Genomic DNA, 24,907 nt, shown 5'->3' on the forward strand with positions numbered 1-24,907 from the left:
CCCTCATTGCCACACGTCGCTGGTACAGTCGCCGTCGGGCCACCGGATCTCGTGGGCGCGAGCAGGGCCTTCAGGGAGGTCACCAAAGTCAACGAGGAAGTCCCGGTCCAGCGACATCGTCCCCGTTCGCGGGTCCACATCGGCTTTAAGCATCACCGACCCGTTCTCGGCCTCCTCGGGGAAGAACTGGTTATCCCACGAGGAAAACAGCGAGGTCGTCCAGTACAGCCGCTCGCCGTCGAGCGAGAGCTGGAGCATCTGCGGACCAGCGACGACATCACGGCCCTGCACCTGCTGGATATCGCCGAAGTAGCCGCCGATGGAGATCGAGTCCGCCTTTCGGGGATTCGACGGGTCCGAGATGTCATACATCCACACCTCGCCGTGGAGCCAGTTCGACCCGAACAGGTAGCGGTCATCCATCGAAATGAGGATATCTGTCACTAGTGCCGGCACCGGCATGTCCCACCCCTCGTGCTCGCGGTCGTCGAACTCGATAACCGGCTCGGCGTGATACTCACCGTCCGATTCGTGGAAATGGATGATGTTTGAGGACAGCGCCGCGCCGACGTAGCCGTGAGTGCTCTCGGGCGTGTGCAAAAACCGGGCTTCCAGCGGAATCAGGCCGTCCTCGCCGAGGTCGATGGTCTGCTCGACGGTGCCGGCCTCCCAGTCCCAGAAGTTGAGGCGCTGGCCGTACTTCCCGTCCTCGACATCGTCCAGATCGAAGCCGGGGTAGTAGGTTTTCGGGGCCGCCCACTCCGTCGACAGCATTACGTTCTGGCGGGGCTGGTACCAGTAGTCGTAGTTCATCTCGATCTCGCCGGGTGGGTCCCACCGGCCCTGCACCTCGAAGTCGTCGTTCAGTTCGAGGAAGCCACCGGGGAGGTCGCCGTCAGCATCGCCGAGCATGGAGATGAGAATCTCACCATCAGGGATGCAGTGGACGGTGTGGGGCGCGGAGAGGTCGTGCTCGTACACCTCCTCCGGTTCGATGACCTTCGTCAGTTCAGGATCACGTCGCTCCTTGGTGTCGACGATGTGAATTCGCGAGGACCGCTGGCCGGGAATAACGAGATGCCGGCGCTCCAACCCATCCATGTGACACGAGGAGGAACAGGCGTTCCACCCGAAGTGGTGGAGTTCGTCGCCCTTGTTCGGCATCTGGACCCGATTGATTATTTCGCTGTAGGTGTCGGAGTCGGGGTCGACGTCGACGACAGCCAAGAAGTCCGGTGCGTCGACGTCCTGCCCGACGTGAAGCCCCATCACGTACGCGGTCTGTTCAGGTTCGGCCGCTTCGATCGCTGCTTGCGGGGTGGCATAGCCCGGTCCCTCGTGGTCGTGATCGTGGTCGTGGTGGTCGTGTGTCCCACTCTCGGCTGGCTGCTCTGTGTCACTCATGCCTGTTATTTACACACACATTACATTTTAGCAACGTGTTCCGGCTGAAACAGCCGCTACATGCGGTGTGGTAATGATGGCGTCCGGAGCGATGCACGGGCCACCGCCAGCTTCATGCCAGTTGTCGCCAGCTCCAGATCGGTTCCCAGTCGAGCAGCCGCTCGGCTTTCGACGTGTCGATGAGCGCTGTGTACGGGTTCTCATCGTCGGCTGCCGGTCCCCGGTAGTCAGCCTCGGGGTACAGTTCCGCCGCGAGTTCGGCGCTTGGCGTCTCGGCGCTCGTGTCCGGGGCTGATACCCAGAGCCGCTCGTGGCCGTCGAACGACGCCTCGATGGCTGCTTCGACGAGCGTGACAGCGTCGGTAGCGTGGACATAGCCACAGAGCGTGTTGCGCTGGGTGTGGAAATGCTTCGAGTTCCGGAGCCCAGCAAGGGTACGGTCAGCCTCAACGAACGTCTCGCGGGCCAAGTCGTCGTCGACCACCCACGGAAACCGAAGCGATGTAATTGTCCTCGGCGCGGCCGCGCTCCGGCGGGCGAATCCGTCGGCTGTGACCTCAAGCGTCTGCTTCCCCATTGCGTACGGGTTCGATGGCGTGAGGCGGTGATCCTCGTCAATCGGGAGGTAGTCGACCGTGATGGGGTCCGGTTCGAACCCGCCACCGATGGCGCTGAAACTCGATGCCAGAGTGACCCTGTCGATACCCAGTTCACCGGCGGCCTCCAGCACGTGATAGCTGGACAGAACGTTACTCTCGTAGGTCCGGTATCCCGGCGTGTGGTCGGGCGTGGGAATCATCCCGAGATGGACGACCGCGTCGGCGTCAGATTGTGCGAGTGCCCCGTAGACCTCACCCGCATCGAGCAGGTCAGTCCTGACGTATGCGTCCGAATGGTCTTCTTCCCGTTTCCCACGGGAGAGGTTGATGGTTCGATACCCCTGTGCGGTCAGATGTTCGAGGACGTGCTGGCCGACGCGGCCGTTGCCTCCAGTGACGGCGACCGATTCGGGCATAGCTACGTCTGCACCGCACAGCCCCAAAACAGTCCCGCAGGGACCGGTCGCTGCCTACGACTCCATCAGCGACCGCCGAACGGCGTCCTTGATCGGCGTTTGGGTGATCGGTACGACGTCCTGCAGGTCCATTTCCGGGTCGACCGTGACCGGGTTCCGCATACTCTCAGCCAGCGGCCGGGCAATGGCGTACTGCACGTCTGTCGTGAAGCGAAGCCAGTGTGATGACAGCCCCGGCGTCATCACTGGTACGGCAACGATAAACACCCGCTTGCCCTTTTCGGCCGCGGTGAGTTTCAGCAGCGACTCGTAGGACCACACCGACGGCCCACCGATGTCGTAGGTCCCACCGCGGGTCTCGTCGACATCGAGTAACTCCACGAGGTAGCTGATAGCGTCGTCGACGCCGATAGGCTGACACGGCGTACGGACCCACTTGGGGACGAGCATCAGCGGCAAACGGTCGGTCAGGTCATCGACAATCCGGAAGCTCGCGCTCTCCGGGCCGATGATGACCGCTGCCCGGAGTACTGTCAGATCGAACGACCCCTCCGCAAGCACTGATTCGACTTCGCGCCGCGACGCCAGATGGGGCGAGAGGTTCTCCTCGTCACCGCTGATGCCGCTGAGATAGACGACACGGTCGACACCCGCAGCCGACGCCGAGTCGGCGAACCGACGGGCGTAGCGACGGTCTAACTCGGCGAAGTTCTCGGACGTGAGCGAGTGGATGAGGTAGTATGCAACGTCGATATCATCACAGAGCCCATCAAGGGAGTCTGGATCGCCGAGGTCACCCTCGAACGGTTCGACCCCATCGGGAAAAGATTCCTCGCTCGCGCTCCGTGAGAAAGCCACCACCTCGTGGCCTGCTTCGTTCAGGGTACGAACCAGTCGCTGTCCGATGAATCCGGTCGCACCCACAACGAGCACACGCATACACTCGTACCTTGTGTCGGAACCCCAAGGACGTTGCGGCGATTCCCATGCAGTCCTGTCGATGTCCGGGACCGCAGAACAAGACACATGCCCTATACAGTGGGTCGCAAAAAGCGGGCGGCGAGGGATTTGAACCGAGTGGAGACGGTCGCCCTCGCTTCGCTCGGTCGCTGCGACTCCCCGGGTTCAAACCGCTCTTGTACCACTATTCGCTCGTCACGTCTGTTCCTCGCAGAATAGCGGGCGGCGAGGGATTTGAACCCCCGACCATCTGGTCCGGAACCAGGCGTTCTGTCCGCTGAACTAGCCGCCCACAAAAAGTGCTATCAGGCTGTCCGTCTTAACGGTTGTGAACCGCTGGGGCGAACAGCAGAACGATCGGTTTTGTCACGCACTGAGACACCGTCGTAGTGTTCGAGAAATCGGTCTTTACACGTCGGGACTCGCGTTTCGTTCAGCTCGGTTGGCATAGCAGGTCAGCACAAAGAGCGGCGATGAAATGCGGGGAGCTGTAGTCTCAGGGCGACTCGCCGGTTTCGAGGGTGAAGTCGCTGGTCGGATAGGCGACACAGGTCAGGCAGTACCCCTCCTCCATGTCGTCGTCCATCAGCGAGTCGTTGTTGCTGTGACGGATGTAGTCTTCGGCCGGACCGTCCTCGATGTGGCCGGCACAGGAGATACACTGGCCTTCGCGGCAGGCGTAGGGGAGGTCCCAGCCCTCCTCTTCGCCGGCGTCGAGGAGCGGCTCGTTGTTGGCAACCTCGATCGTTTCGCCCTCCTTGGCGAATTCGATCTCGTAGTACTCGACCTCGTCCTCGGCGATATCGTCGGGGTCGAAGCCCTCGTCTTCCTCTTCGGCCTCCTCGCCTTCGCCGAGTTCGCCTTCGGCCTCACCAGCCGGAATCGCTGTAGCACCGCCGCCACCGATAGAGCGGTTGTACGGCTCCGGAAAGTCCGTCTCGGGGACTGTCGCGGCCCGCTGCTCGAGGACCTCCTGGGAGATGTCTTCCGGTGCCTCCCAACCGGTCCCTTTGGTGTAGTGGAGCGCGACCACTATCAGGGTAAGCGTGGCCCCGGCGGCGAGTCCAACGAGTTCTACCATGTGCACGGCTATGGAATACTGGTTTAATTAGCTGTTGTTTCAGCGCTCGAGCACCGTCGACACCGCTTGACGGAGCAGCCCTCGGCCCCGAACAGGAGGCCAGAAGGTAACCGAGATCAGTGACCAGGCTACTCACGGCGCGGGACGTCGTGGCGACCGAAGCCGTATCGGAGTCGGCTGGCGAGGCGGCGCGAGAAGCGCCCGTCATCGGCCCGCGAGCCGAACCGCTCGGCCAGCGACTGGTAGATGAGCGGCACCGGGACTTCCTGTTCGAGTGCCTCCTGCACGGTCCAGGTGCCGGTCGACCCGCCTTCGACGCGGTCAGCCACGTCGCCGAGGTCGTTGCCTTCCTCGCGGAACGCCTCCTCGCAGAGTTCCAGCAGCCACGAGCGGATGACAGCCCCGTTGTTCCAGGTGTTGGCGACCGATTCGAGATCGAGGTCGTACCGGCCGTTGGCCAGCAGTTCGAAGCCCTCGCCGTAGGTCTGCATCAGCGCGTACTCGACGCCGTTGTGGACCATCTTGACGTAGTGGCCCGAGCCAGCCGGTCCCATCCGGTCGTGGCCGTCGGGGCCGGTCGCGACGGCGTCGAAGACGGGGACCAGTTCGTCGTAGGCCCACTGCGGGCCGCCGACCATCAGCGAGAAGCCCAGCTCTGCACCGGCGGGGCCGCCGGACGTCCCACAGTCGAGGTAGGCCGCGTCGGTCGACTCGGCGCGGCGAACCGAGTCCTCGAAGTAGGAGTTGCCGCCGTCGACGACGATATCGTCGGAATCGAGTACTGGGGCCAGTTCGTCCAGCGCGGCGTCGACCGGGTCCCCGGCCGGGACCATCAGCCAGATCCGTTTCTCCGGGCCGAGTTTCTCTGCAAGGTCCACGATGGACGCTGCCGGCCGAGCGCCGGCGTCTGCCGCGTCAGCGACGCTCTCCTCATCGATGTCGAAGACGACAGCCTCGTGGCCGGCTTCGAGCACGCGGTCGACCACGATGCGGCCCATGCGTCCGAGTCCGATGACGCCAAGTTCCATACCGTGGAGTCGCCGACCGAACAGGTAGGGATTGCGGTTCGACAGAAAAGCGTGGCACGGACACCACCCGTGCCGTCGTCAGTCATGATACCGCCCCCAACCGACCGTCCCGGAAGCGGTCGTGGAAGCCAGCAAGTGCCACGAATCCTGTCCCGTACTGCACCGAACACTCCGACTCTGGAGCGCAAAAAATCCACGGAATACAATCACATCGTCCGTGGTACTACCGAGACCACCGCCGTTTTGTTCCGGCCACTCCAGATAGGAATATGGACGATCGCATACGCGAACACGCCAAGATTCTCGTCAACTGGAGCGCTCGCATCGACGCGGGCGACGACGTGATCGTGGCCGTCGAGGACGGTGCCCACGACCTCGCGGTCGCCGTGGCCGAGCAGTTGGGCGACCGCGGCGCGAACCTCCTGTCGACGTACCAGTCCGACGAACTCACGCGGGCCTACCTGCAAGCCCACGACGAGTCCTTCACCGAGAACCCCGAGTACGAACTGGCGCTGTACGAGCGAGCTGACAGCGTGCTGTTCCTGAAAGGATCCCGGAACACCACCGAGACGGCTGACGTGGACAGCGACCAGCGGCAGGCGTACTCGACGGCTCGACAGGAAATCAGGGAGGCCCGGCTGGACACCGACTGGGTATCGACCCAGCACCCGACACGAGCAATGGCCCAGCAGGCCGGGATGGCCTACGCCGAGTACAAGGACTTCGTCTACGACGCGACGCTGCGAGACTGGGAGGCGCTGGCGGAGGAACAGGCCCGACTGAAGGAGATTCTCGACGGCGGCAAAGAGGTCCGTATCGTCGCCGACGGCACCGACATCACGCTGTTTATCGACGACCGCATCGCCGTTAACTCCGCCGCCAGCGTGGCCTACGACTCACACAACCTCCCCTCCGGCGAGGTGTTCACCGCGCCCTACGACACCGCCGGCGTCGTCACCTTCGACGTGCCGATGACGATCCAGGGTCGTCGCGTCAAAAACGTCGAGATGACGTTCAAAGACGGCGTTGTCGTCGACTGGTCGGCCGAACAAGGCGAGGCAGTCATCGACGAAATCATCGGAACCGACAGCGGCTCCCGCCAACTGGGCGAACTCGGTATCGGGATGAACCGCGGCGTCAATCGCGTCACCGACAACATCCTCTTCGACGAGAAGATGGGCGGAACGGTCCACCTCGCGCTCGGGCGCGCGTACGATGCGTGCCTCCCCGAGGGCGAATCCGGCAACGACAGCGCCGTCCACGAGGACCTCATCACGACGATGGGCGAGGGATCGCGGCTCGAAGTCGACGGCGAAGTCGTGCAGAAGGACGGCGTGTTCCGCTGGGAAGACGGCTTCGAGGGGTAGCTGTCGCGGGACTGCGGTGCTGTGGGCCGGAAGCGCCCTCCGTGGCGCGACTCGGGGAATGGCAGGTGTCGCTACTGTTGTAGGATGATACTGTACCGCGAGCGGAGCGAGCGGTTTCACTCCGAGCGCGGCCGTGGCCGCGACTCGGAGGTCGTTTTTAGCGTAGATTTTTGCAAGGAGAGGTGCCCACAGCGCGCTCGAAGAGCGCGCGAGGACATCCGACGCAGTAAAAAGGTACTAGATAGCGAGGAACTGCGACACCAGCCACTTCGTGAACGTCCCGGTAATAGCGCCGATCCATGAGAGAATCACGAAATGCATGTAGGTGTTGGCGTTATGGCCGCCATCAATGGTTCGGATCATCAGCGACGACAGCATCGCGCCAAACATGATAATAATGATCAGCAGGAACTCGATGAGCGGGATGTTGTAGACACTGGTGTTGATGAGCGAGGCGGCGTCGAGCCGACTCCCAGTGCTCAGGTTGAGCGACATACCAGCGAGAATGTTGACGACCTGCAGGCCGATGAAGAACGCGAACGTCGACGCGGCAGTCATCCCGTACAGGAGGCCGACGAGCGTCGTCGTCGCCTGCTTGCGCTTCTGGCGGAGCTGCAGCACTTGGTTCATGTTCTCGGAGATGAGCTCGCCCAGTTGCTTTGGCGACCCACCCATCTCGCGGCCGATGAGGTACATCTCGGAGAAGGTCTGGATGAGATAGGAGCGACAGTCCGCGGTGAAAAAGCGCCAGGCAGCGGTCGGCTCGATCCGCATGTTCAGTCGCTTGTAGAGGTTATCGATGTTCGGCGAGAGCGCGCCGAAGTCCTTCTTCCGGAGGGTACGAAGCACCGCGCCGGTGGTAGACTGCTTTGCGCCCTCGGTCGCACCGAGTGCGCGGATGAAGTTCGGGAACTCCGAGTCCCGGTCCTTGATGCGCTGTTCTTCCTGCCGGAAGACGATGCCGGGGATGATCATCGGCGTGATCGGCGCGGCGGCATACAGCGGCAGCGGCACTTCGTCAAACATGAAAAAGAGGTCGTTCAGCGTGATCGGTGAGATACCGAGCATCCCGCCCAGTGTGATGAACACGAGCAGCATCGACAGCCCCACACCGGCGACCATCGATTTATTGAGCTTTGATTCGACCGGCGACGGGTAGTCAACTGGGTGGAACCACACCGGGTCGTAGGGAGCCATCGAACGGATGGCGAGGTAGAAGCCGGTCTGGACGAACACGAACATCACGATGACGGCGCTGACCGTCATCGTCGGGTTCGTCCCGGTCAGGACCGGGAGAACGACGGCGAACACCAGCGCGAACGTCATCGACAGAATCATCGACAGGTAGAGGTCTTTCATCACTTCCAGACTGTCGAGCGAACTCTTGTACACCGTCGAGTAGTGCTGGATGATCTGTTCCTGTTCGGTCAGGAGGTAGTCGTCGAGTCCCTGCCCGGCTCCGAGCGTGTACGCGAGCCGGTCGAAGAAGTCCGACACGGCGCGGCTCGGGACCTGTTTGGCGCGGCGACGGCAGGCATCGTCGAGGCTCAGATTCCAGGTGTCGACGAGCTGGACGATGCGGTGCATCTCCATCGCGAGTTCGCCGTACTCGTCTTCCTCGGCTAGTGTTCGGAACACCTCCATCCGGTCAATCTTCGTCGTCGCTAGCACGGTCATGTGCGTAATAAGCAGGTGAAACCGGTTGTTGAGTTCGCGTTTGCGCTGGCTCAGGAGGATCTTGGGGTAGAAAATCGCCGATGCCATCACCAGGAACCCAAGCAGGGGGATCGGTGCTCGGACTGCAATGGGCTGCTCCAGCAGCAGGGCGACGACCGTCGAGATCATGAAGAAGGCGACCGCTGGCAGCAGGATGAGAAAGAGATACCGCTCCAGCGGGATCGTCATCTGGCGGTAGGACTCGACGAGCGACTGGATCGTCTCGGAGATCGTCAGATCGATGTCGCTCTCGGCTTCACCTTGTGCCATCGTTAGTCGGGCCTGGCCATGTTGAACGGAATCCCTTCGACGCCGTCGCGCTGGAAATCCGAAATGAAGTCGTTGACCTCGTGATACCCGAGAATCCCCTCCTGGATGGCCCGCTCGATGAGGTTCGCACGGAACTCGAGGTCGTCGTAGATGTCACGCGTGTCCTCGTAGCCGAGCAGGGTCGCGATCTGCTCTTCGAGGACGAAAGAGTTGTTCATCCCCTGGAAGATGATTTCGTCCTCGACGGGGTCCCAATTGAACACCTGCCGGGTGACGACCCCGTCCATCTCCTTGGAGTAGCCCTCGATTTCCTGAACACTGGTCACGCGGCGCAGGACCTGATCGCCCTGCTTGACGCGGTTCTGGAACAGTGCCACGTCGGCCACGTCCATGAACGTCTCGGGAACGTTGATCGGTTCGCCGGTGAAGCGTTGAATCATCGAAACGATGTCGCTCGCGTGGAACGTCAGCATCACCGGGTGGCCGGTCTGGGCGGCCTGGAACGCCATCCGCCCCTCCTCACCACGAACCTCCCCCACGATGATGTAGTCGGGGCGGGACCGCAGTGCGGCGGCGACCAGATCGAACATATCGATGCTGGTCCCCTCGTCTTCGCCCTCACGGGTGAGGAGTTGCTGCCAGGTGTTGTGTGGGGGGAGCACCTCGGCGGTGTCCTCCGCGGTGTAGATCTTTGCGTCGTCGGGGATGAACGACGTGATCGCGTTCAGCGTCGTCGTCTTCCCGGACGCCGTCTCTCCGACCACGAACACCGTCTGTTCGTTTTCCAGACAGAGCCAGAGATACGCGGCCAGTTGCGGCGACAGCGTCATCCACTTGGTAATCTGGAAAATCGAGAGCGGAACGTCGTCACCCTGACGAATAGTGAGCGAGGGGCCTTTGAGGCTCACGTCGTCGGAGTAGATGAGGTTCAGACGTGACCCGTCCGGGAGCGTCGAGTCGACGATGGGGTCCGAGTCCGAAACCGGGTCACCCATCCGTTCACCCATGTTGCGGAGCCACTGGTCGAAGGCCTCCTCGCTCTGCCACTCGACAGTCGTTTCGAGCATCCCGTAGACCCCGTGGTCGACGTGGCATTCGCTCCGGCCGATGACGTGAATATCCTCGTTGGCTGGGTCACGCATAACCGGTTCGAGCGGGCCGAGGCCGACGATGTCGCGGTTCAGCCGGTAGAGGATGTTCTCGTAGGTTTCCTGGGTGACCTCGACGCTGCTCACGTCGGTGAGGTTCGACAGGCGTGTGAGAACGCCGCTGTCGCTGTCCTCGTCCCGGACTTTCGTGGTCTCCTGCAGGAGTTCCTCGATACGGTCGTCGAACTGGGCCTCGTTTTCGGGTGCAGGCTTGTTGACGCTGCGCTGGAGCAGCCGGTTCCGGACCTTGCCGAAGACGGCCCGCTCGTCCTCGTCGAGTTCCGGCTCGATGGCGTAGTACTTCATGTCCTGCCCCACGTCGCCGTAGATATGACAGAAGATAGGGCCACCGACCGGGTAGAGCACGTTCGGCCGGTTCGTCTCGTATTCGTCGTCGGCCTCGTCGATGAGCATCGGGAACTCACCGGTGATCTGCTTGAACTTCTTCAGGTGGTCCCGCAGGTGGGGCCGCCGCGCTGCCATCTGTCGAAGTTCGTCCGACGGTTTCGCACGTCCGTGATCTGTCATATCTTAGCTCACCTTTAGGCGACGCTGCGTGATTCGATGACGATGCCGGTTCCCGAGCGGACCGAGAACCCGATGGTGTCACCGACCTGTTCACCCATGCCGGCGAATCGGAGGACGTTGATCTGCCGGCGCACGTCGTTGCCGACCTCGATCATCTCCAGTTCGATGAACACGTCGGCAATGGCCCGGAACGGGCCGATAGCCTCCTCGTCCAGCGTCGACGGGTCGACAGTAAGCATGATGCACTTGCCCTGTGAGATGACGTCTCGGAAGTAGGAGATGACCTCCAGAGCGGCCTGTCGCTCCTCGTTTTGACGGACGAGGGCCTCGAATTTGGGGTCGTTCCGGAGAATCGCGTCGAAGGTGTCGATGACGACGACGTCAGCATCCCACATCACCTCGGCCTCCATCAGTCGCTTGAGGAGCTCCTTCCGGTCTGACTGCTCGTCACCGCCGGTGAGGGCGTTCGATTCACCGATGTCGGCGTGCAGGAACAGCACGTCCTCGTCGAGGATGTGATCCACCATGTCGTAGGACAGCGAGTGCATCTGGTCGAGGAAGCTCCCGACGGTCAGCTCCGTCGAGAGGTAGGTCACTTCGTGGCCCTCCTCACAGAGGCCGTAAGTGAACCGCTGGCTCATGGCGGATTTGCCGGCACCGTAGTCCCCTTCGACGAGGATGATACTGCCGGGTGGGATACCGCCGCCCAGTTCCTTGTTCAGCCGGTCGTGATCGTCCAGTCCGAGCGAGAATAGGTCAGTACTTGCGATACTCATGTGTTAAACTCGAACACCTCCTCGTCGCCGTTGACGATGAGCTTGAGACGGTGGTCGCCGCTGCTGAGGTTATCGTTGATATCGATGCGAACGACCTCACCGGGCCGCCAGCTATTGCCACCGTCCGGCTCCAGCGTCACCGTGTAGTCACTGGCGAAGGTCCCGTCAACGAAGACATCCACCTGTCCGGGAACCGGAGCTAACGTCTCTGATCCGGTGTTTTTCACGTGGACAGTGATTGTCTCGCTGCTGTCGTCGTAGATATTGTTGCTACCGCTGTCGGAGATTATTTCCACGTCGGTCCGGACATCGCTGCTCACGTCCAGCCCTTGTTCCGAGACAGCGTTGCTCAGTTCGCCGATACTGCTCGTAAAGACACCGGCCACGCTTGCGGCAATGGCCATCGACGCGATGAACAGGATCAGGTGTGAGACGGAGACGCTCGCCATGTTAGCTCACCACCATCGTTTCGGCGATGCCGTTCTCGGCGACGACTTTCACCCGGTCGGGCTGGCTACCGAGCGAGGAGACAGTAATCTCCAACCGCTCCTGTGACGCCCAGACATCCGTCGACCCGTCACCGTCGACGGTCGTGCCGTAGCCGGTTCGGTAGTCGTTGTCGACCAGCAGGTCAGTCGCTTCGACCGACAGCGTCTCCGAGCCGGTGTTGTCGATGGTCACGACGAGGTTGTCGTTCCCGCTCGCGTTCCACGTCGCCGAGACAAGCGAGATGTCGGTGTTTTGCTGATCGAGAAGCCGGTCACGCTGGTCCTCGCGGGCGTCGTTGACACGCTCGAAGCTGTTCGCGGTCGCGGAGTAGAACATCCCGAAGCCGATGAACGCAGCCACGAAAATGATGGCTGCCGAGCCGCTAACGCTGAATCCCATCGGAACCACCCCCCACCAGTTTCGAGAGCGCAACGGCGTCAGCGCCGCTGTCACTGTCAAGCTGCGAGATATAGTGCAGGCTCTCCGTATGGTGGTCGATAGACAGCCCATCCCCAGTGTCGTTCACGTCGTCGAAGCCGCGGAGGTACTCCTTGAGTTGATCCGCGACCGACTCGTCGATCCAGTCGATAGTCTCGTAGTAGTCGATAGCGCGAGCCGTCTCGCGGTAGCCCGAGTGCTGGACCAGGAACTCGAGCCACTCGACGATGATGAGGTCCGCCGCGAACCCTTCCGGCATCGTCGCCAGATACGGTTTCCCGTCGTCGTCCGCATCTGCGTCCGAGCTGTCGTCTACCACTTCCTCATCGCTACTGCCGGTAGCCGACGAATCAGTCTGTGTAGCAGTCGGTTCCGGTTCTGGTTCGGGCTCCGGTTCCGATTCTACAACTGGTTCGGGTTCCGGCTCTGGGTCCGGTTCGGGCTCCGGTTCCGGGTCAGCTTCCGTGGCCGCCTCGGCCTCATCACTCCCGTCGTCTTCGATAACCTCGTCGAAGAGGTCGTCGTCTTCCAGCCCGCCCATATCGTCGTCCGAATCCTCCTCGCCCAGCAGGTCGTCGTCCTCGTCGGCCAGCAGATCATCGTCGTCGTCCGCAAGCAGGTCATCGTCGTCGTCCGTTTCTTCCTCTGGTTCCTCGCCCTCGGCCCACTCGGCGTCGCCGGACTCGTACTCGTCTTTGAGCTCTGCGAACGATTTGCCGCCGTCGCCGTCGTCGCTGTCCTCGTCCATACTCTCCCCGTCGTCCATGCTCATCCCATCGTCCATGCTCATGTCGTCCTCCGTGTCGTCGAAGTCGTCGAACTCCTCGTCGAACGACCCGCCGTCGTCCTCGAAGCCGCCCATGTCGTCGCCGTCGTCGTCGGGAAACATGTCGTCGACACCGCCGTCGTCCATCGACATGTCGCCACCAGTATCCTCCGTCAGGTCTTCGTCGAAAAAGCCCTCTGCGTCGGCGTTAGCGACGTCGTCGTCGATGTCCTCTTCGGTATCGTCGCTCCCGTCGTCGTCGAACAGGCCAAATGAGCCACCGCCTTCGCCCATGCCGCCCATACCGCCGTCGACATCGTCGGCGAAGGGGTTGACGCCACGGGTAACCATCTCGTAGATGTCGAGCAGTTTCCGAACGTTCTCCTCGGTTTCTTCAACAGACTCGGAGATGCTCTCGTTTTCCGTCCGCACCGTGTTGACCGTCGAGGAGAGGCTACCGACCTCGTTTTCCAGTTCGTCGAGTCGGTGTTCCAGCTCGTCGGTGTCAGGCCCGCTCGCGTCTTCCATGTCGCCGAACTCGTCGTCACCGAACCCGCCCATGTCGTCGCCGCCGTCGTCAAGGCCGCCGAGGCCCCCGAGATCGTCGCCACCACCGCCGAGATCGTCGCCACCGCCACCGTCGTCACCCATCAGGCCGCCGTCGTTGGCCATCCCGCCGCCATCGTCCTCAGTCGCGTCCCCGCTCTCGTCGTCCGACAGAATCGAATCGAACATATTCTTGATGCTCATACCAACAAGCCCGCCGGTCAGCAGGACAAAGAGGGCGGGTGCCAGTCCAACCAATTCCGGTGAGACGGCTGGAGCCATTGGCACGAGAGCGGGACTACTCATCTCTTGTATCTCATGCTGTTTCTACTCTTGAATATTCCCCTTAGCGTATCATATTTGATAATAATATCCCATTTTCCTGACTCAGATGAAGTAAATTAACTATTCAAGTACTAGCCTATTACATTTCATATTAATTTCGGCCGGAAGGTCGGGGAACAGAGTGTTTCAGTGCGCCCCCGGCAGACGAACGGCTGTCGCCCGTCTGACGCCGCACCTCGGGTATACGTCCTACTCGCAGACGTCACAGCGTTATCGAATCCGTGTTCGCGCTTTTGACGATGAAATTGCCGGTGTCCGCTTCGAGTTTGACAGACCGGCCGTGGTCGCCACCTAGGTCTTCACCGACAACGGGAACGCCGCGTTCGTCCAGTGTCTCGCGAACCTTCTTGGCGTTGCGCGACCCGATAGAGGAGCCGTTCTCAGAGAAATCGAGCATATCGCTCCCGCCAGCGATTTTGGCCTCCATCGCCTCCGTCGACGCTCCGGCATCCGCCATGGCCTCGATGAGCGCTTCGATGCCCGTGTCCGCGAACTTCGCGTGGTTGCCGCCGTCGATATCAGCCGCCGACGGAAGCATGACGTGGACGAGTCCAGCCACCGTGTTACGGGTATCGTATATTGCGATCCCGATACAGGAGCCCAGTCCGCTCGTGGTCAGCACAGCCGGCTCTGTGGTCACCTTGTACTCCGCGATGCCGACTTTGATACGCTCGGGTGTACTTTGTTCGGGACTCTCTGTTTGGCTACCATCGTATACTTTCATTATTTGAATATCTGTTCCACGTCCGCGCCCGTCTCGGTCGCCCGCTCGACATCGAGGTCGTTGAGGGCGGCGCGCAACTCTTTCTCGTTGGGCAGGGCGTGAATCTCAGCCTGGAACTCGATGTCGTCGGTCTGCATCTGGGAGTCGATGATGAACGCGTGCTCCTGATACTGTCCGACCTGCGCCGCAAGCGGGTCCATGATCGCCCGCCCCATGTCGTGGACGACCCGCGGCGGCGTGTGTTCGACTGACGTCTGGAGGACGTTCGCCCAGCCGTCGACGAACCCGCTCGTCATGATGTTCCCCAGCTCCTCGATAGCGGCCTTGTGCTGGTCGGTTAGTTCGTCGCTCTCCATCTCAATGGGCATCATCGCCTCCGCGACGTTGATCGCCGAGACTTCGTCGAACAGCACCATGAGGTAGCCACTGGGCGTCCCGGTGAACTCGACGACTGTCCCGACGAAGGTATCCGTGCCGATCTGCTTTGGCACGTCCTCGATGGGGGCGAAACTGATCTGTGTCACCTCCGACTCGGTCGGGATGCCAGTCATCATCTCGACGTTGTCAGCGGCTTTCTGGGTGCCGCTGGTCGTCATCTCGTTGAACGTCTGGAGCTTGTCGATGGGGATGGCGTCGCCGTCCGTATCGACGTGCTCTACCATCATCTCCGTGAGCGAGTCGTACTCAGGGAGCATGTAGATGTAGAAGTTCACCGATTCGTCGATCCATTCGATCTCCGATTTGAACACGAACACCTGCTGATGGTCGCCGTTCTCAGGTGCATCGGGGAGCACGTCACCGCCGGACTCCTCGATGTACTCCGGCGGCGAATGGTCGATGGTCGCACCGACGTAGTCGGCCCAGCCGTCGATGAACCCGCTCATCATGATGTTGCCGATCTCCTCGATGCCACTCCTGGCCATCGCCTCGTCGTCGCTGCTACCGGGCATCATCTCCTCGGTGATCGTGCCGGCGCTGTCTACGTCGAAGGCAAGAACGGTATCGCCCTCCAGAACGCCATCGAAAGAGAACTGGACGCCGACGAAGTCACGTCCGGCCAGTTCCTCGCCGACATCTGCTCTGTCGAGCAGCGTTATCTTGGTTACGTCGACGACGGCATCGATGCCCGTCATCTGGCCCATCGACTGCGTGGCCTGTTCTGCCCCCTCGTGAGCGAGTTGGTTGAACGTACCGAGCGACTGAATATCGACGTTCATCTATGAGGGAACGACGTCCTCGATAGCCTCCATCACACTGGGTTTCTGGAACGGCTTGGTGATGTATCCGTCAGCTCCCGCTTTCACTGCTTCCTTCATTTTCTCTTCCTGACCGACACTTGTACACATGATGACATTCGCATCGGGATTGGAAGATTTGATCTCGTCCGTGGCCTCGATGCCATCCCGGATGGGCATCACGATGTCCATCATCACCAGATCTGGCCCTTCTTCTTTGAACACTTCGACAGCTTCGACTCCGTTCTCGACCTCCCCAACAATCTCGTGGTCTTCTTCGAGAATCTCGCGGAGGAGGTTACGCATAAACTCTGAATCGTCGGCGATCAGTACGTCTGGCATGCCTATCAAGCCTACATATCGTGATGAGTTAGATAAAGGTGTCCCGTAAATTATCGCGTGTGATATCGGTGGGTCCCGAAACCAAGTTACACCGCAGGGAGATGCGGTGTGAGAACGCGAATGAAATCGAGTGCGAAGGGGCCATACTGGAAGTACACGAGCCCCGACAGGAAGAGATACGCTGTCGTTAGTCCCGCTGGGAGGCTCAGACCCACTGCGACCGCTCTGGACGAGACCCGGCTCGGAGCGAGTGTGCGGCCCAGCACAGTCCCGCCACAGACTGCTGCCCCACCGAGATTGAGGAGTGCGTGGAACTGTACCGCCTCCCCGAGCGCCAGATCAAGTCCGGCAACGACACCGAGTCCAAGGAGAAGGCCCCCGACGACACTCACAGCGTACCCGCCGACAAGCCACCGCCTCGCGTCGCTGACGGGTTCGTGAACTGCGGGAAACCGAACGACGCCGTACATGACGAGCGGGACCGTCGGCAACAGATATCGAACGGTGAGTTGTGTGTGCAGTGGCAGGCGGCTCAGATAGACGAGCGTGAACACAACTGCGAGGGCCGCAACGAGCATATCTGTCTGTGTTTGGGGCGAGTACTGCGACGGGCGGACGTCCCATCGCCGTATCCGCTGGTTCGCTGACCGGATCAGAACTACAGGAAGTGCCGCGACCGCACCGAAAAGCGGGACGGCCTCAACCATTGTGAGTTCGATTGTCTCGTAAGAATTAGGAGCGTAGTTGATATGTGATGCGGAGCCGCTCCGCAGGAAAATCTGTGACAGTCGCTCCGGCGTAGCCAGTACGTCGAGACCACCACTGACCGCATCTGAGGTGAACGTCATCGCAGGTGCCGCGGGTCCCAAGACCTGTTTGAACAGGCCGAGAATCGGGGTTACGATTGGCGTCCGGGTATCACCGCCCGCCCCCGCGGAATCACCAGCACTCCCATCAGACCCCGCGCCGGTACCGCCGTCGGTTCCACCGGAAACACCGACAGAACCACCATCCGTCCCCGCAGTCCCACCAGCGCCGCTGCCACCACCAGTACCGCCATCACCACCGGTCTCAGGCGTGAATTCGACGTCCGCACCCCCAACAGCGGAGAGCAACCGCGGCGGTTTGACCGGGTTACCGGAGATGAGGAAGTTCGTCACGAGCATCGGGAGCGAGCCAAGAAAGAGCGCGAGACCAATGACAGCGATATGACCAAATGAGTTTCGCCTTGCAGTGATCAGGTCCACGAGGGCCAGCGTCACCACGAGGAAGAACCCCTCGAAGGCGTGGGTCCAGGTTACTAGTCCAGCCGTGACGTACGCACCGGCGCGAAAGCCGAGCCCGAGTCGGTGTCTGGAGTCAGCATACGCAATTCGGCTCCGAGCGAACAGGTACACCGTCGTCAGTAGCAAGAACCCTACCAGAACGTGCCGTTTCGGAAGCGAGGCCCAGAAGCCGACAGACGAGGCGATACCGATTGCGACACCGGCCGCCAAAGCGACCGAGCGGTCATGCCAGATTCCGACGAGGCGGTAGAGAACGACGCCGGTCGTCGCTGCCGCGAGCATCGTCGAGATCTGGAACGCAGCTATCGGGAGCGCCGTGTCCGGAAGGGCTGTCGCTGTCAGCGCACCGACCAGAAACAGGACAGCGACGAGACCGCTACCGACCCACAGCATCGTTCGCTTGGCGGTATCGGTGTGGCGCTGTCCGAGCACGCTGACGTGAGCCACGAAGACGAGTGCAGTGCCCGACCAGAGTCCAAGGAGCAGTAGCCGGGGTGTAATGAACACGGACAGCGCTTGCAACGCCCAGACCAGCGGGACAGCCGGCAGGATCTGTCCGTAGTTTCGCCCGTACAGTCTGCCGCCGGCCTCGTGCAGGCCAGGTTGTGCGCCGAGCGTCAGGGTGTACGGCGTCTCCGTGATGTGGAGGTGTCCGTTCGAGACAGCGACGAGCGCGTTGGCAGTGGTGTACGTGTCGGTGACGAAAATACCAACGCGCCAGTAGAGCCCGAACGTAACGAGCAGGCCGAGCCAGAGGGCGTAGCCGTAGCGGTCGCCAAAGACTGCCTTTCCCGCCTGCCGACAGCGGCCAGTGAACCACTCGACGTCTCGGGTCATCGCTTCACCTGCACAGTCACGTTTTCAGCAACGATTGTCTCAGCAGCTTCGAAGCTCTGGACCCGAAGCAGGACGGTTCCATTGTACACCTCCCGTTCCAGTGACGACGGCGTGACCGCTCTGTCACCGGGTGCGAGCCGGTACGTTCCGGACTGACCTTTCGAAAGGACCTGTTCGTCCTCGCGAGAGATGTCGAGCGCAGGGACCGCGACCTGATACAGCAGCCTCGGGCGGCCCGTGACAGAATCGACGGTCACGCTGGCATCGGGCACCCGGAGATACACAACGTTCGTTCCAAACCGACCGTCCGTGATTCGTATCTCCGATGTAGGCAATTGGACGGAACTGATAGCTGCCGTCCCGTCGCCGATAGTCGTCGGCTGTGTCCTGATAGCGTCAACGCCGACGAGCGGTCCCGTCACGACGAGCGTTACCAGAATGAACAGGGCAACGACCGTCGGCGGATAACGCGGGACCATTATCTACCCTACACACTACCGTGCCCGGATTTAAATCCCTCGTCGGTTGGACAGGCTGCTGACCTTGTTCATCGCGATAGCTGCTCCATTGCAGGTGGCCGTTGTTGAAATGACCGACAGCAGCCCGTCTCAGAGTTCGGCACCGTCGGCAGCCTCGACGGCTTCCAAGAGATCAGCAATAGAATCGTCCGGTGTCAGTTGCGTCGACCGGACGAGCTGTTTGATGACCGCCGGCGGGTAGCGAACCGGCACGTTCGATTCCGACAGCAGAATACCCAGCACTTCTTCGACCGGTGTCGACCCGTCCATCTGGCGACCGTACCAGAGCATGAAGCTCTCGAAAACCGTGACGATGTCGTTGGAGGCGAGCTGCTGCTGGTCGACGTCGCCGTCGAACTTCGCAGTCACGTCGAAGCCGTATCTGGCGTTCGAGTCGGCCATCTGTTCGGCCAGCCACTCGTGGACGTTCGCATCGGAGAATTCGGGGGCCGACGGCTCCGGGTCCGGTGTAGGAGACGGCGGAGATTCAGACGCCGAATCCGATGAGACTTGGTTCCCGTAGGAGTCGTCAGTGCGGACGTCCGACGAAACGACGTATCGGCCCTCGTCGATTTCAGTGACGTGCTCGTCGTCGGCGATGTCGAGCTCTTCGGGCGAGAGTACCTTGCCCTCTTCCGGATTCGATTCGTCTGACCGCCGAGCCATGAGTACTAGTGTGTGAGGCTATCGTATAACTCCGTCGCTGGTCGGGGTGGACGAAAAGAGAACTGCGTCGAAGCGAGAAGATGGCCGAGTTTAGAGGCTGACTGCGGAGTTACCAGACAGAGTCTCCGGGACGACCAGCCGAGCGGTCGTCGTGCCACCGGACTGGGTGTTCAGGCGAACCGTCGCCGTCTCACCCTCACCGAGACCGTCACCGTTGCCGCTTCCGCGGATCTGTTCAGCGCTGAAGATGATCGCCGCACGGTCGGACGGATCGTTCAGAACCTGGCTTCCTGAAATCGAATCGTCGTCGTCCTGAATATCAGCGACAGCGAATTCTTCCCCGCCTGGATTACTGTCGTAGGTTCCTTCATAGGTGAGGTCGTACGAGCCAGTTGAGTCGACCCATTGAGCGATCGTACTGCCGATATCGATATTCCCTGCACCGGGTGCCTTCTTGACGGTTAGCTTGACCGTGTTGATCGTGCTGCTGGACGACTGGATGTCTTCACCGACGGCGTTGACGAGCTGCAGTCGGTTCGTCACTTGGTCACTGCTCTGTTGTCCGGTTTCCTCTGCACTGCTCTGGAGGAAGCCGGCAGTGTTGATCAGGACGCCCGCAGCGATTGCCGCCACCAGCACCATCGCAATGAACACGATCAGGGTGCCGATACCGACCTGTCCGCGGTCGTCATCGTTCGTTAGTTCCGTTAGCATTGTTGATCCGGGTCTGTCTGACCCTATCAATTGACTCTTTTCACTGGTAATAATACCTCCTCTCAAATTATGCGGTTTGATAACCGAATCTCTAGTGGTTGTAAGCAACAGTCTCAGACATCGGAGACAGGATTTATCGGAAAATAGACGCAGCGCTGAATTCTATCTCTGAGAGCAGTAGTCAGCGAACAATGAGTATCATAAGTCGCAGATGACTGTGTGTACCAGAGTCAGTATTACGACGCAAGCTACCTGATGAAGAGCGTGCAGAGAGCAGAAATAAGCTATGCGTATATCAGCAATTGAAACTGAAAGAAATGACGTCTTAGAGGCTGACTGCGGAGTTACCAGACAGAGTCTCCGGGACGACCAGCCGAGCGGTCGACGTGCCACCGGACTGAGTGTTCAGGCGAACCGTCGCCGTCTCACCCTCACCGAGGCCGTCATCAGCGTCGCCACCGCGAATCTCTTCAGCGCTGAAGATGATCGTCGCACGGTCGGACGGGTCGTTCAGGACTTGGCTCCCCGATATCGAGTCGTCATCGTCTTGGACGGCAGAAACAGCGAATTCGCTCCCACCTGGGTTCGTGTCGTAGGCCCCCTCGTAGGTGAGGTCGTACGAGCCACTGGAGTCAACCCATTGAGCGATCGTACTACCGATATCGATATTCCCTGCACCGGGTGCCTTCTTCACGGTTAGTTTGACTGTATTGATCGTGCTGCTGGACGACTGGATGTCTTCACCGACGGCGTTGACGAGCTGCAGTCGGTTCGTCACTTGGTCACTGCTCTGTTGGCCGGTTTCCTCGGCGCTGCTCTGGAGGAAGCCGGCCGTGTTGATCAGGACGCCCGCAGCGATTGCCGCCACCAGCACCATCGCGATGAACACGATCAGGGTGCCGATACCGACCTGCCCGCGGTCGTCGTCGTTCGTTAGTTCCGTTAGCATTGTTAATCCGGGTCTGTCTGACCCTATGCAACCGTTCTTTTCGTTAGTAATAATACCTCCCCCCAAATTATACTACTTGATAATAGCAGCTTGAATGGCTGAGGCGGCGTTTTGCCAGAAGAGCGCCGGTAGTTTGGCCTGAAGAAGACAACTGAGCTACGTCCCCTCTAAGAATCAGATTTAATTGCTTCTATAGGTCGGAATCAGTGATGGGAATAGCTGGTTCAGTGGTAGCCGAGAGATATCGTGTCGCGTGCAGGCTGGTTGGTGGTGCGATCTATCGAAAATAGACGCTGAAACCAGAGTCGGCAGAGAGATGCCAAGTACAGAGACGTCGGCTCACAGGCAGGGCGGTCGGTTGATGTGGTCGAGAAACACATTCACTCGTACGTGACGAGACTGTACATCACGAACAGGTAGCCGAAAGTCGTCAACCCACTGTTGACTAGCAACAACGACCGCACACCCTCGAAGTCGTTGATGAACGCGCTAATCATCGTCGCGGCCGCGCCCGCAATGGCGAGCGAGAATCCCACCGAGAGGTGAAGCATCGCCTGTCGGGATGTCTGGATGTATGCCCGCATGGCCATCCCCACCATTGTCAGTCCAGCGACGACGAACACCAGTGTCGATATGGCATAGAGAAGTTCTATCATCAGCACTGTACAGGGCTACAGCGAACCCGCTATTAAATCCACGCTCGAAAATATCTTTCGTGATAACGCTAAGATGAGGCGCTCTACCGCTCCGATAGGGTTCGCCACGCCTCGTCGAGTTTGTTGGTCACTTCGGACCGCTCTTCGATGTGGACCGTCAGTTCGTCGTCGAAGTCAACCCGTACTTCGTCCACGTTGCGCCGGTACACCTTGATACGTCGGCGGTCGTCAGAGAGGATATTGTCGTGGAGTTCCAGCAGGTCATGTTCAGTCAGTTCGTCGATGCGTCGGTAACACGTCGCAATGGGGATTCCGAGTTCGTCGCTGAGCTCCTGTGCGGAGACTGGTTCATCCGTCGCGTCAAGGATTTCGGCACTGTATTTATTGCCAAGCGTCTGAAGAATCTCCCCTGAATCCATCGTTATCAAATCATAAATTCAGTCGATAATAAAGCTATCGCCTGTGATATCGACTGAAAGGAGACAAACACGCACTACAGAGCGCTCGTGTGAAAACAGCGTTCTGTGCCGCTGTATCCGTTGTTCTACCGAGTAATAATGGCTCTATTGTCTCGCTAAATTGGTGATTCTTCCTCGCTCATCATCGAGAAGGCGCTAGCGTTTTGGTGGACATCGATACCGCCGCGGTCGATCTCCATCGGATAGATATCCGTCTCGATGTTCTGCTTTCGCATCTTGGCGACCCAGACGTATCTGTTCACACCGGTATCAGTCGGCGTCTGGATAAGGTAGATGTTGCCGTCGGTCAGGTAGTTCTCCAGTCCGATCTCGGTGTCCGGGAAGACGGCTCCCTGTTCGTTTGTCATCAGCGTAGTGAGACCGCTGTCGCTGAGGATGTCGGTGAACTTCAGGAGATACGTCCGTTTCTCCTTCTCGTTTTCGAAGAACAGTTCGAACATGGCGAGTGAGTCCAGCACGAGCCGGTCGTAGTCGCCGTCTTCGAGTTCTTCGAGGAGGATATCCAGAGAGGAGGTGAAGTCGTTCTCGCGCAGGAGCACCTGCTTGTCGTACACCTTGATGTTCCCGTCGTCGACGTGGTCCTGCCAGTTGTCGAAGCCGAGGGATTCGGCGGCCTCCCGGAGGTCCGATTCGTCTTCCTCGAAGGAGAGATAGATACCCTTCTCGTCGTACTTTTCGACGCCGTTGTAGATATACTGGAGACAGAGGATTGATTTCCCGGCACCGGGGTTGCCGCTGACCAGTGTTGTCGAGTTCTTCACAATGCCGCCGTTCAGAATGTCGTCGAGGCCCTCGATCCCCGTTTTGGTTTGCTCAATCATAGTTTCGGAAGGAACTGGAAGTTGATTAGATACTTCTCTGTCGGGAATGTTAAAAAGTCTTGCTGGTGTGTCGCTAAACAAACCGGAATCAGTCACCAGCGTGGACGATGGCGGGGTCCACCCAGATAACAAAACTGTCATCTCGCTTGATTACGCCGCGAATCGAACCAGCATCGTTCGCGGGGGACCGGTCGACCTGCTCCGGAGTGACCTGCACGACCTGATACACCTCGTCGACGAGCCAGCCGGCCGCGCCCTGTTCCTCGACGATCTCCGGGTCGAAGACGATGATACGCTTCTCCGCGCCCTCGTCTTCGATGCCAAAGACGACCTTGGGATCGACGATCGACGTCGTGCGCCCGCGAAGGTCCATAACACCACGGACGTGCGGCGGGGCGTTCGGGACGGACGTGAGCTCGCCGATGTCGACGATCTCAGTCACGTAGTCGATACTCACGCAGTACGTTTCCGAGCCGAGCTGGAACTCGAGTACCTGGCCGGTGGTGGCTGACTGTGCTGCCATTGCGGTTCTTATCCAAACTGTCGCGGATAGTGGCGCATAAAGGTGCCTGCTGGGCTATCAACTTTGATTACGTGGGCGGAGTATTTATTTCGGGGCCGGACGGGATTTGGAAGTAGGTATGAGGATGTCTCGTTCGCCGATGTCTCCTGTCCGACGGGAGCGTTGGTGATATGGCAGATGGTGTCCGCGCCGTGGTCGCAGACGACTCTCACTTCATGCGGAGTGTCATCTCTGATATCCTCAGTGATGGCGGTATTACTGTCGTTGCGCAGGCGCGTGACGGCGAGGAGGCAGTGTCAGCCGTTATCGAACACAAACCGGACGTCGTGACGATGGACGTCGAGATGCCGGTAATGAACGGCATTGAAGCAACCGAGCGCATCATGGCCGAGTCTCCGACGCCGGTGTTGATGCTGTCGGCCCACACCGACGAAAACGCCGACGTGACGTTCGAAGCGCTCGATAAGGGTGCGGTCGACTTCTTCACCAAACCCGGTGGTGAGGTGTCGATGGAGATGTCACGCCTGAAAGGCCAGCTGGTCGAGATGGTCAGCTCCGTCGCGGCGGTCGACGTTGGCGCGACGCGCAGCCGCGGCGGGACAAGTAGCGACAATGGAGCGGCAGCACCGACAGCCGGCGGTTCAGCTACTGACCGGAAAGAAACCGGGGGTTCGTCAGGCCAGACGGCCTACGTTGCGAACCCGACGCTCGTTATCGGCTCTTCGACCGGCGGCCCGAAGATGGTGGAACAGGTAATGGAGAACCTCCCAATCGAGGCCGACCTCCGGGTGCTCATCATCCAGCATATGCCGGAGGGGTTCACCGGCCGGTTCGCCGAGCGGATCAACACACGAAGCGATTACGAGGTCCGAGAGGCGACAGACGGGGCCCGCATCGGCGGCGGCGAGGGCCTCGTCGCTGCCGGTGACCGACACATGGAGGTCAAAAACTACCGGAACGGCCGACTGCGGACGAAGCTGACCCAAGACGAACCGGTCAACAGTGTCCGTCCGGCCGTCGACGTGACGATGCGAACGGCCGCGGAGACGATCGACGACCCGCTCGTCGGCCTCATCCTCACCGGGATGGGCGAGGATGGCGCAGACGGGATTCGGCAGATCAAGCAGGCCGGTGGCAAGACCATCGCACAGGACGAGGCCACGTCCGCGGTGTACGGCATGCCAAAGCGTGCCGTCGAGACGGGCTGTGTGGACACTGTCTTGCCTATCGACGACATCGCGGACGGCATTATCGACACGATTACCACTGAGGTGACCTGA

General features: G+C 60.3%; 25 protein-coding genes and 1 tRNA gene. 2 read left to right on the plus strand and 24 right to left on the minus strand.

Translation table 11 applies throughout. From position 1 onward, the window contains the following. Positions 1 to 3 precede the first annotated feature (3 nt). The 6 genes from ACYJ11_RS04275 to gnd form a co-directional block, all read right to left on the minus strand. Positions 4 to 1,404 carry a selenium-binding family protein gene (locus ACYJ11_RS04275; protein WP_461646849.1) on the minus strand — a complete coding sequence of 467 codons (1,401 nt, stop codon included), beginning with the start codon at positions 1,402 to 1,404 and terminating at the stop codon, positions 4 to 6. A gap of 112 nt (positions 1,405 to 1,516) precedes the next feature. Beyond that, positions 1,517 to 2,419, minus strand: coding sequence for an NAD-dependent epimerase/dehydratase family protein (locus ACYJ11_RS04280; RefSeq protein WP_461646850.1), 903 nt, complete (start codon positions 2,417 to 2,419; stop codon positions 1,517 to 1,519). A 54-nt stretch (positions 2,420 to 2,473) separates the two neighbouring features. Then, positions 2,474 to 3,358, minus strand: a complete 885-nt coding sequence (locus tag ACYJ11_RS04285) for an NAD(P)H-binding protein (protein ID WP_461646851.1) — start codon at positions 3,356 to 3,358, stop codon at positions 2,474 to 2,476. Between the two features lie 240 nt (positions 3,359 to 3,598). After that, positions 3,599 to 3,671 (minus strand) — tRNA-Arg (locus ACYJ11_RS04290). Positions 3,672 to 3,875: 204 nt separating this feature from the next. After that, entirely contained in the window at positions 3,876 to 4,460 is a 585-nt protein-coding gene (locus ACYJ11_RS04295; RefSeq protein ID WP_461646852.1) for a 2Fe-2S iron-sulfur cluster-binding protein, read from the minus strand. Between the two features lie 128 nt (positions 4,461 to 4,588). Next, a complete protein-coding gene (gene gnd, locus ACYJ11_RS04300) occupies positions 4,589 to 5,488 on the minus strand; it encodes a phosphogluconate dehydrogenase (NAD(+)-dependent, decarboxylating) (protein WP_005537390.1) in 900 nt (299 codons plus the stop codon). 269 nt (positions 5,489 to 5,757) lie between these two features. On the opposite strand from gnd, the gene ACYJ11_RS04305 reads away from it, so the two are divergent. Further along, positions 5,758 to 6,855: an aminopeptidase gene (locus ACYJ11_RS04305; RefSeq protein WP_461646853.1), complete on the plus strand. Its 1,098-nt coding sequence runs from the start codon at positions 5,758 to 5,760 to the stop codon at positions 6,853 to 6,855. A 237-nt stretch (positions 6,856 to 7,092) separates the two neighbouring features. Here the strand turns inward: ACYJ11_RS04305 and flaJ are convergent, their stop codons facing one another. The 18 genes from flaJ to ACYJ11_RS04395 form a co-directional block, all read right to left on the minus strand. Beyond that, on the minus strand, positions 7,093 to 8,841 hold the full coding sequence (gene flaJ, locus ACYJ11_RS04310; RefSeq protein WP_461646854.1) for an archaellar assembly protein FlaJ: 1,749 nt from the start codon (positions 8,839 to 8,841) through the stop codon (positions 7,093 to 7,095). 2 nt (positions 8,842 to 8,843) lie between these two features. Next, entirely contained in the window at positions 8,844 to 10,517 is a 1,674-nt protein-coding gene (locus ACYJ11_RS04315) for a type II/IV secretion system ATPase subunit (protein WP_188975014.1), read from the minus strand. A 14-nt stretch (positions 10,518 to 10,531) separates the two neighbouring features. Continuing rightward, positions 10,532 to 11,293 (minus strand): archaellum protein ArlH, encoded by a 762-nt coding sequence (gene arlH, locus ACYJ11_RS04320; RefSeq protein WP_004515259.1) that lies wholly within the window; start codon positions 11,291 to 11,293, stop codon positions 10,532 to 10,534. Further along, positions 11,290 to 11,742, minus strand: a complete 453-nt coding sequence (gene arlG / locus ACYJ11_RS04325; protein ID WP_461646855.1) for an archaellum stator protein ArlG — start codon at positions 11,740 to 11,742, stop codon at positions 11,290 to 11,292. Before arlG ends, arlH begins: the two co-directional genes overlap by 4 nt. 1 nt (position 11,743) lies before the next feature. Continuing rightward, entirely contained in the window at positions 11,744 to 12,181 is a 438-nt protein-coding gene (arlF, locus tag ACYJ11_RS04330) for an archaellum stator protein ArlF (protein ID WP_461646856.1), read from the minus strand. Then, positions 12,165 to 13,838, minus strand: a complete 1,674-nt coding sequence (locus tag ACYJ11_RS04335; protein ID WP_461646857.1) for a FlaD/FlaE family flagellar protein — start codon at positions 13,836 to 13,838, stop codon at positions 12,165 to 12,167. The genes arlF and ACYJ11_RS04335 overlap by 17 nt, the downstream gene beginning before the upstream one ends. A gap of 241 nt (positions 13,839 to 14,079) precedes the next feature. Then, entirely contained in the window at positions 14,080 to 14,601 is a 522-nt protein-coding gene (locus ACYJ11_RS04340; RefSeq protein WP_421641958.1) for a chemotaxis protein CheD, read from the minus strand. Further along, positions 14,601 to 15,818 carry a chemotaxis protein CheC gene (locus ACYJ11_RS04345; protein WP_461646858.1) on the minus strand — a complete coding sequence of 406 codons (1,218 nt, stop codon included), beginning with the start codon at positions 15,816 to 15,818 and terminating at the stop codon, positions 14,601 to 14,603. Before ACYJ11_RS04345 ends, ACYJ11_RS04340 begins: the two co-directional genes overlap by 1 nt. Next, positions 15,819 to 16,178, minus strand: coding sequence for a chemotaxis protein CheY (gene cheY / locus ACYJ11_RS04350; RefSeq protein ID WP_004515265.1), 360 nt, complete (start codon positions 16,176 to 16,178; stop codon positions 15,819 to 15,821). Positions 16,179 to 16,264: 86 nt separating this feature from the next. Next, positions 16,265 to 18,301, minus strand: a complete 2,037-nt coding sequence (locus ACYJ11_RS04355) for a hypothetical protein (protein ID WP_461646859.1) — start codon at positions 18,299 to 18,301, stop codon at positions 16,265 to 16,267. Next, the gene (locus ACYJ11_RS04360; protein ID WP_461646860.1) at positions 18,298 to 18,780 is read right to left on the minus strand and encodes a hypothetical protein; all 483 of its coding nucleotides are present in this window, start codon (positions 18,778 to 18,780) and stop codon (positions 18,298 to 18,300) included. The genes ACYJ11_RS04355 and ACYJ11_RS04360 overlap by 4 nt, the downstream gene beginning before the upstream one ends. Positions 18,781 to 18,909: 129 nt before the next feature. Continuing rightward, positions 18,910 to 19,485: a DUF7500 family protein gene (locus ACYJ11_RS04365; RefSeq protein ID WP_461646861.1), complete on the minus strand. Its 576-nt coding sequence runs from the start codon at positions 19,483 to 19,485 to the stop codon at positions 18,910 to 18,912. A gap of 90 nt (positions 19,486 to 19,575) precedes the next feature. Next, entirely contained in the window at positions 19,576 to 20,199 is a 624-nt protein-coding gene (locus ACYJ11_RS04370; RefSeq protein ID WP_461646862.1) for an archaellin/type IV pilin N-terminal domain-containing protein, read from the minus strand. A gap of 325 nt (positions 20,200 to 20,524) precedes the next feature. Then, positions 20,525 to 21,148: an archaellin/type IV pilin N-terminal domain-containing protein gene (locus ACYJ11_RS04375; protein WP_461646863.1), complete on the minus strand. Its 624-nt coding sequence runs from the start codon at positions 21,146 to 21,148 to the stop codon at positions 20,525 to 20,527. Positions 21,149 to 21,528: 380 nt separating this feature from the next. Continuing rightward, entirely contained in the window at positions 21,529 to 21,804 is a 276-nt protein-coding gene (locus tag ACYJ11_RS04380; RefSeq protein ID WP_004590763.1) for a DUF7521 family protein, read from the minus strand. 83 nt (positions 21,805 to 21,887) lie between these two features. Next, entirely contained in the window at positions 21,888 to 22,223 is a 336-nt protein-coding gene (locus ACYJ11_RS04385) for an ArsR/SmtB family transcription factor (protein ID WP_004515272.1), read from the minus strand. 155 nt (positions 22,224 to 22,378) lie between these two features. Next, positions 22,379 to 23,104, minus strand: coding sequence for an RAD55 family ATPase (locus tag ACYJ11_RS04390; RefSeq protein ID WP_188975031.1), 726 nt, complete (start codon positions 23,102 to 23,104; stop codon positions 22,379 to 22,381). Positions 23,105 to 23,192: 88 nt separating this feature from the next. Continuing rightward, positions 23,193 to 23,627 (minus strand): chemotaxis protein CheW, encoded by a 435-nt coding sequence (locus ACYJ11_RS04395; protein WP_004515274.1) that lies wholly within the window; start codon positions 23,625 to 23,627, stop codon positions 23,193 to 23,195. A gap of 170 nt (positions 23,628 to 23,797) precedes the next feature. Here ACYJ11_RS04395 and cheB point away from each other — a divergent pair, with 170 nt between their 5' ends. Next, entirely contained in the window at positions 23,798 to 24,907 is a 1,110-nt protein-coding gene (gene cheB / locus ACYJ11_RS04400; RefSeq protein WP_461646864.1) for a chemotaxis-specific protein-glutamate methyltransferase CheB, read from the plus strand.

The sequence above is a fragment of the Haloarcula sp. H-GB5 genome (genome assembly GCF_054850705.1).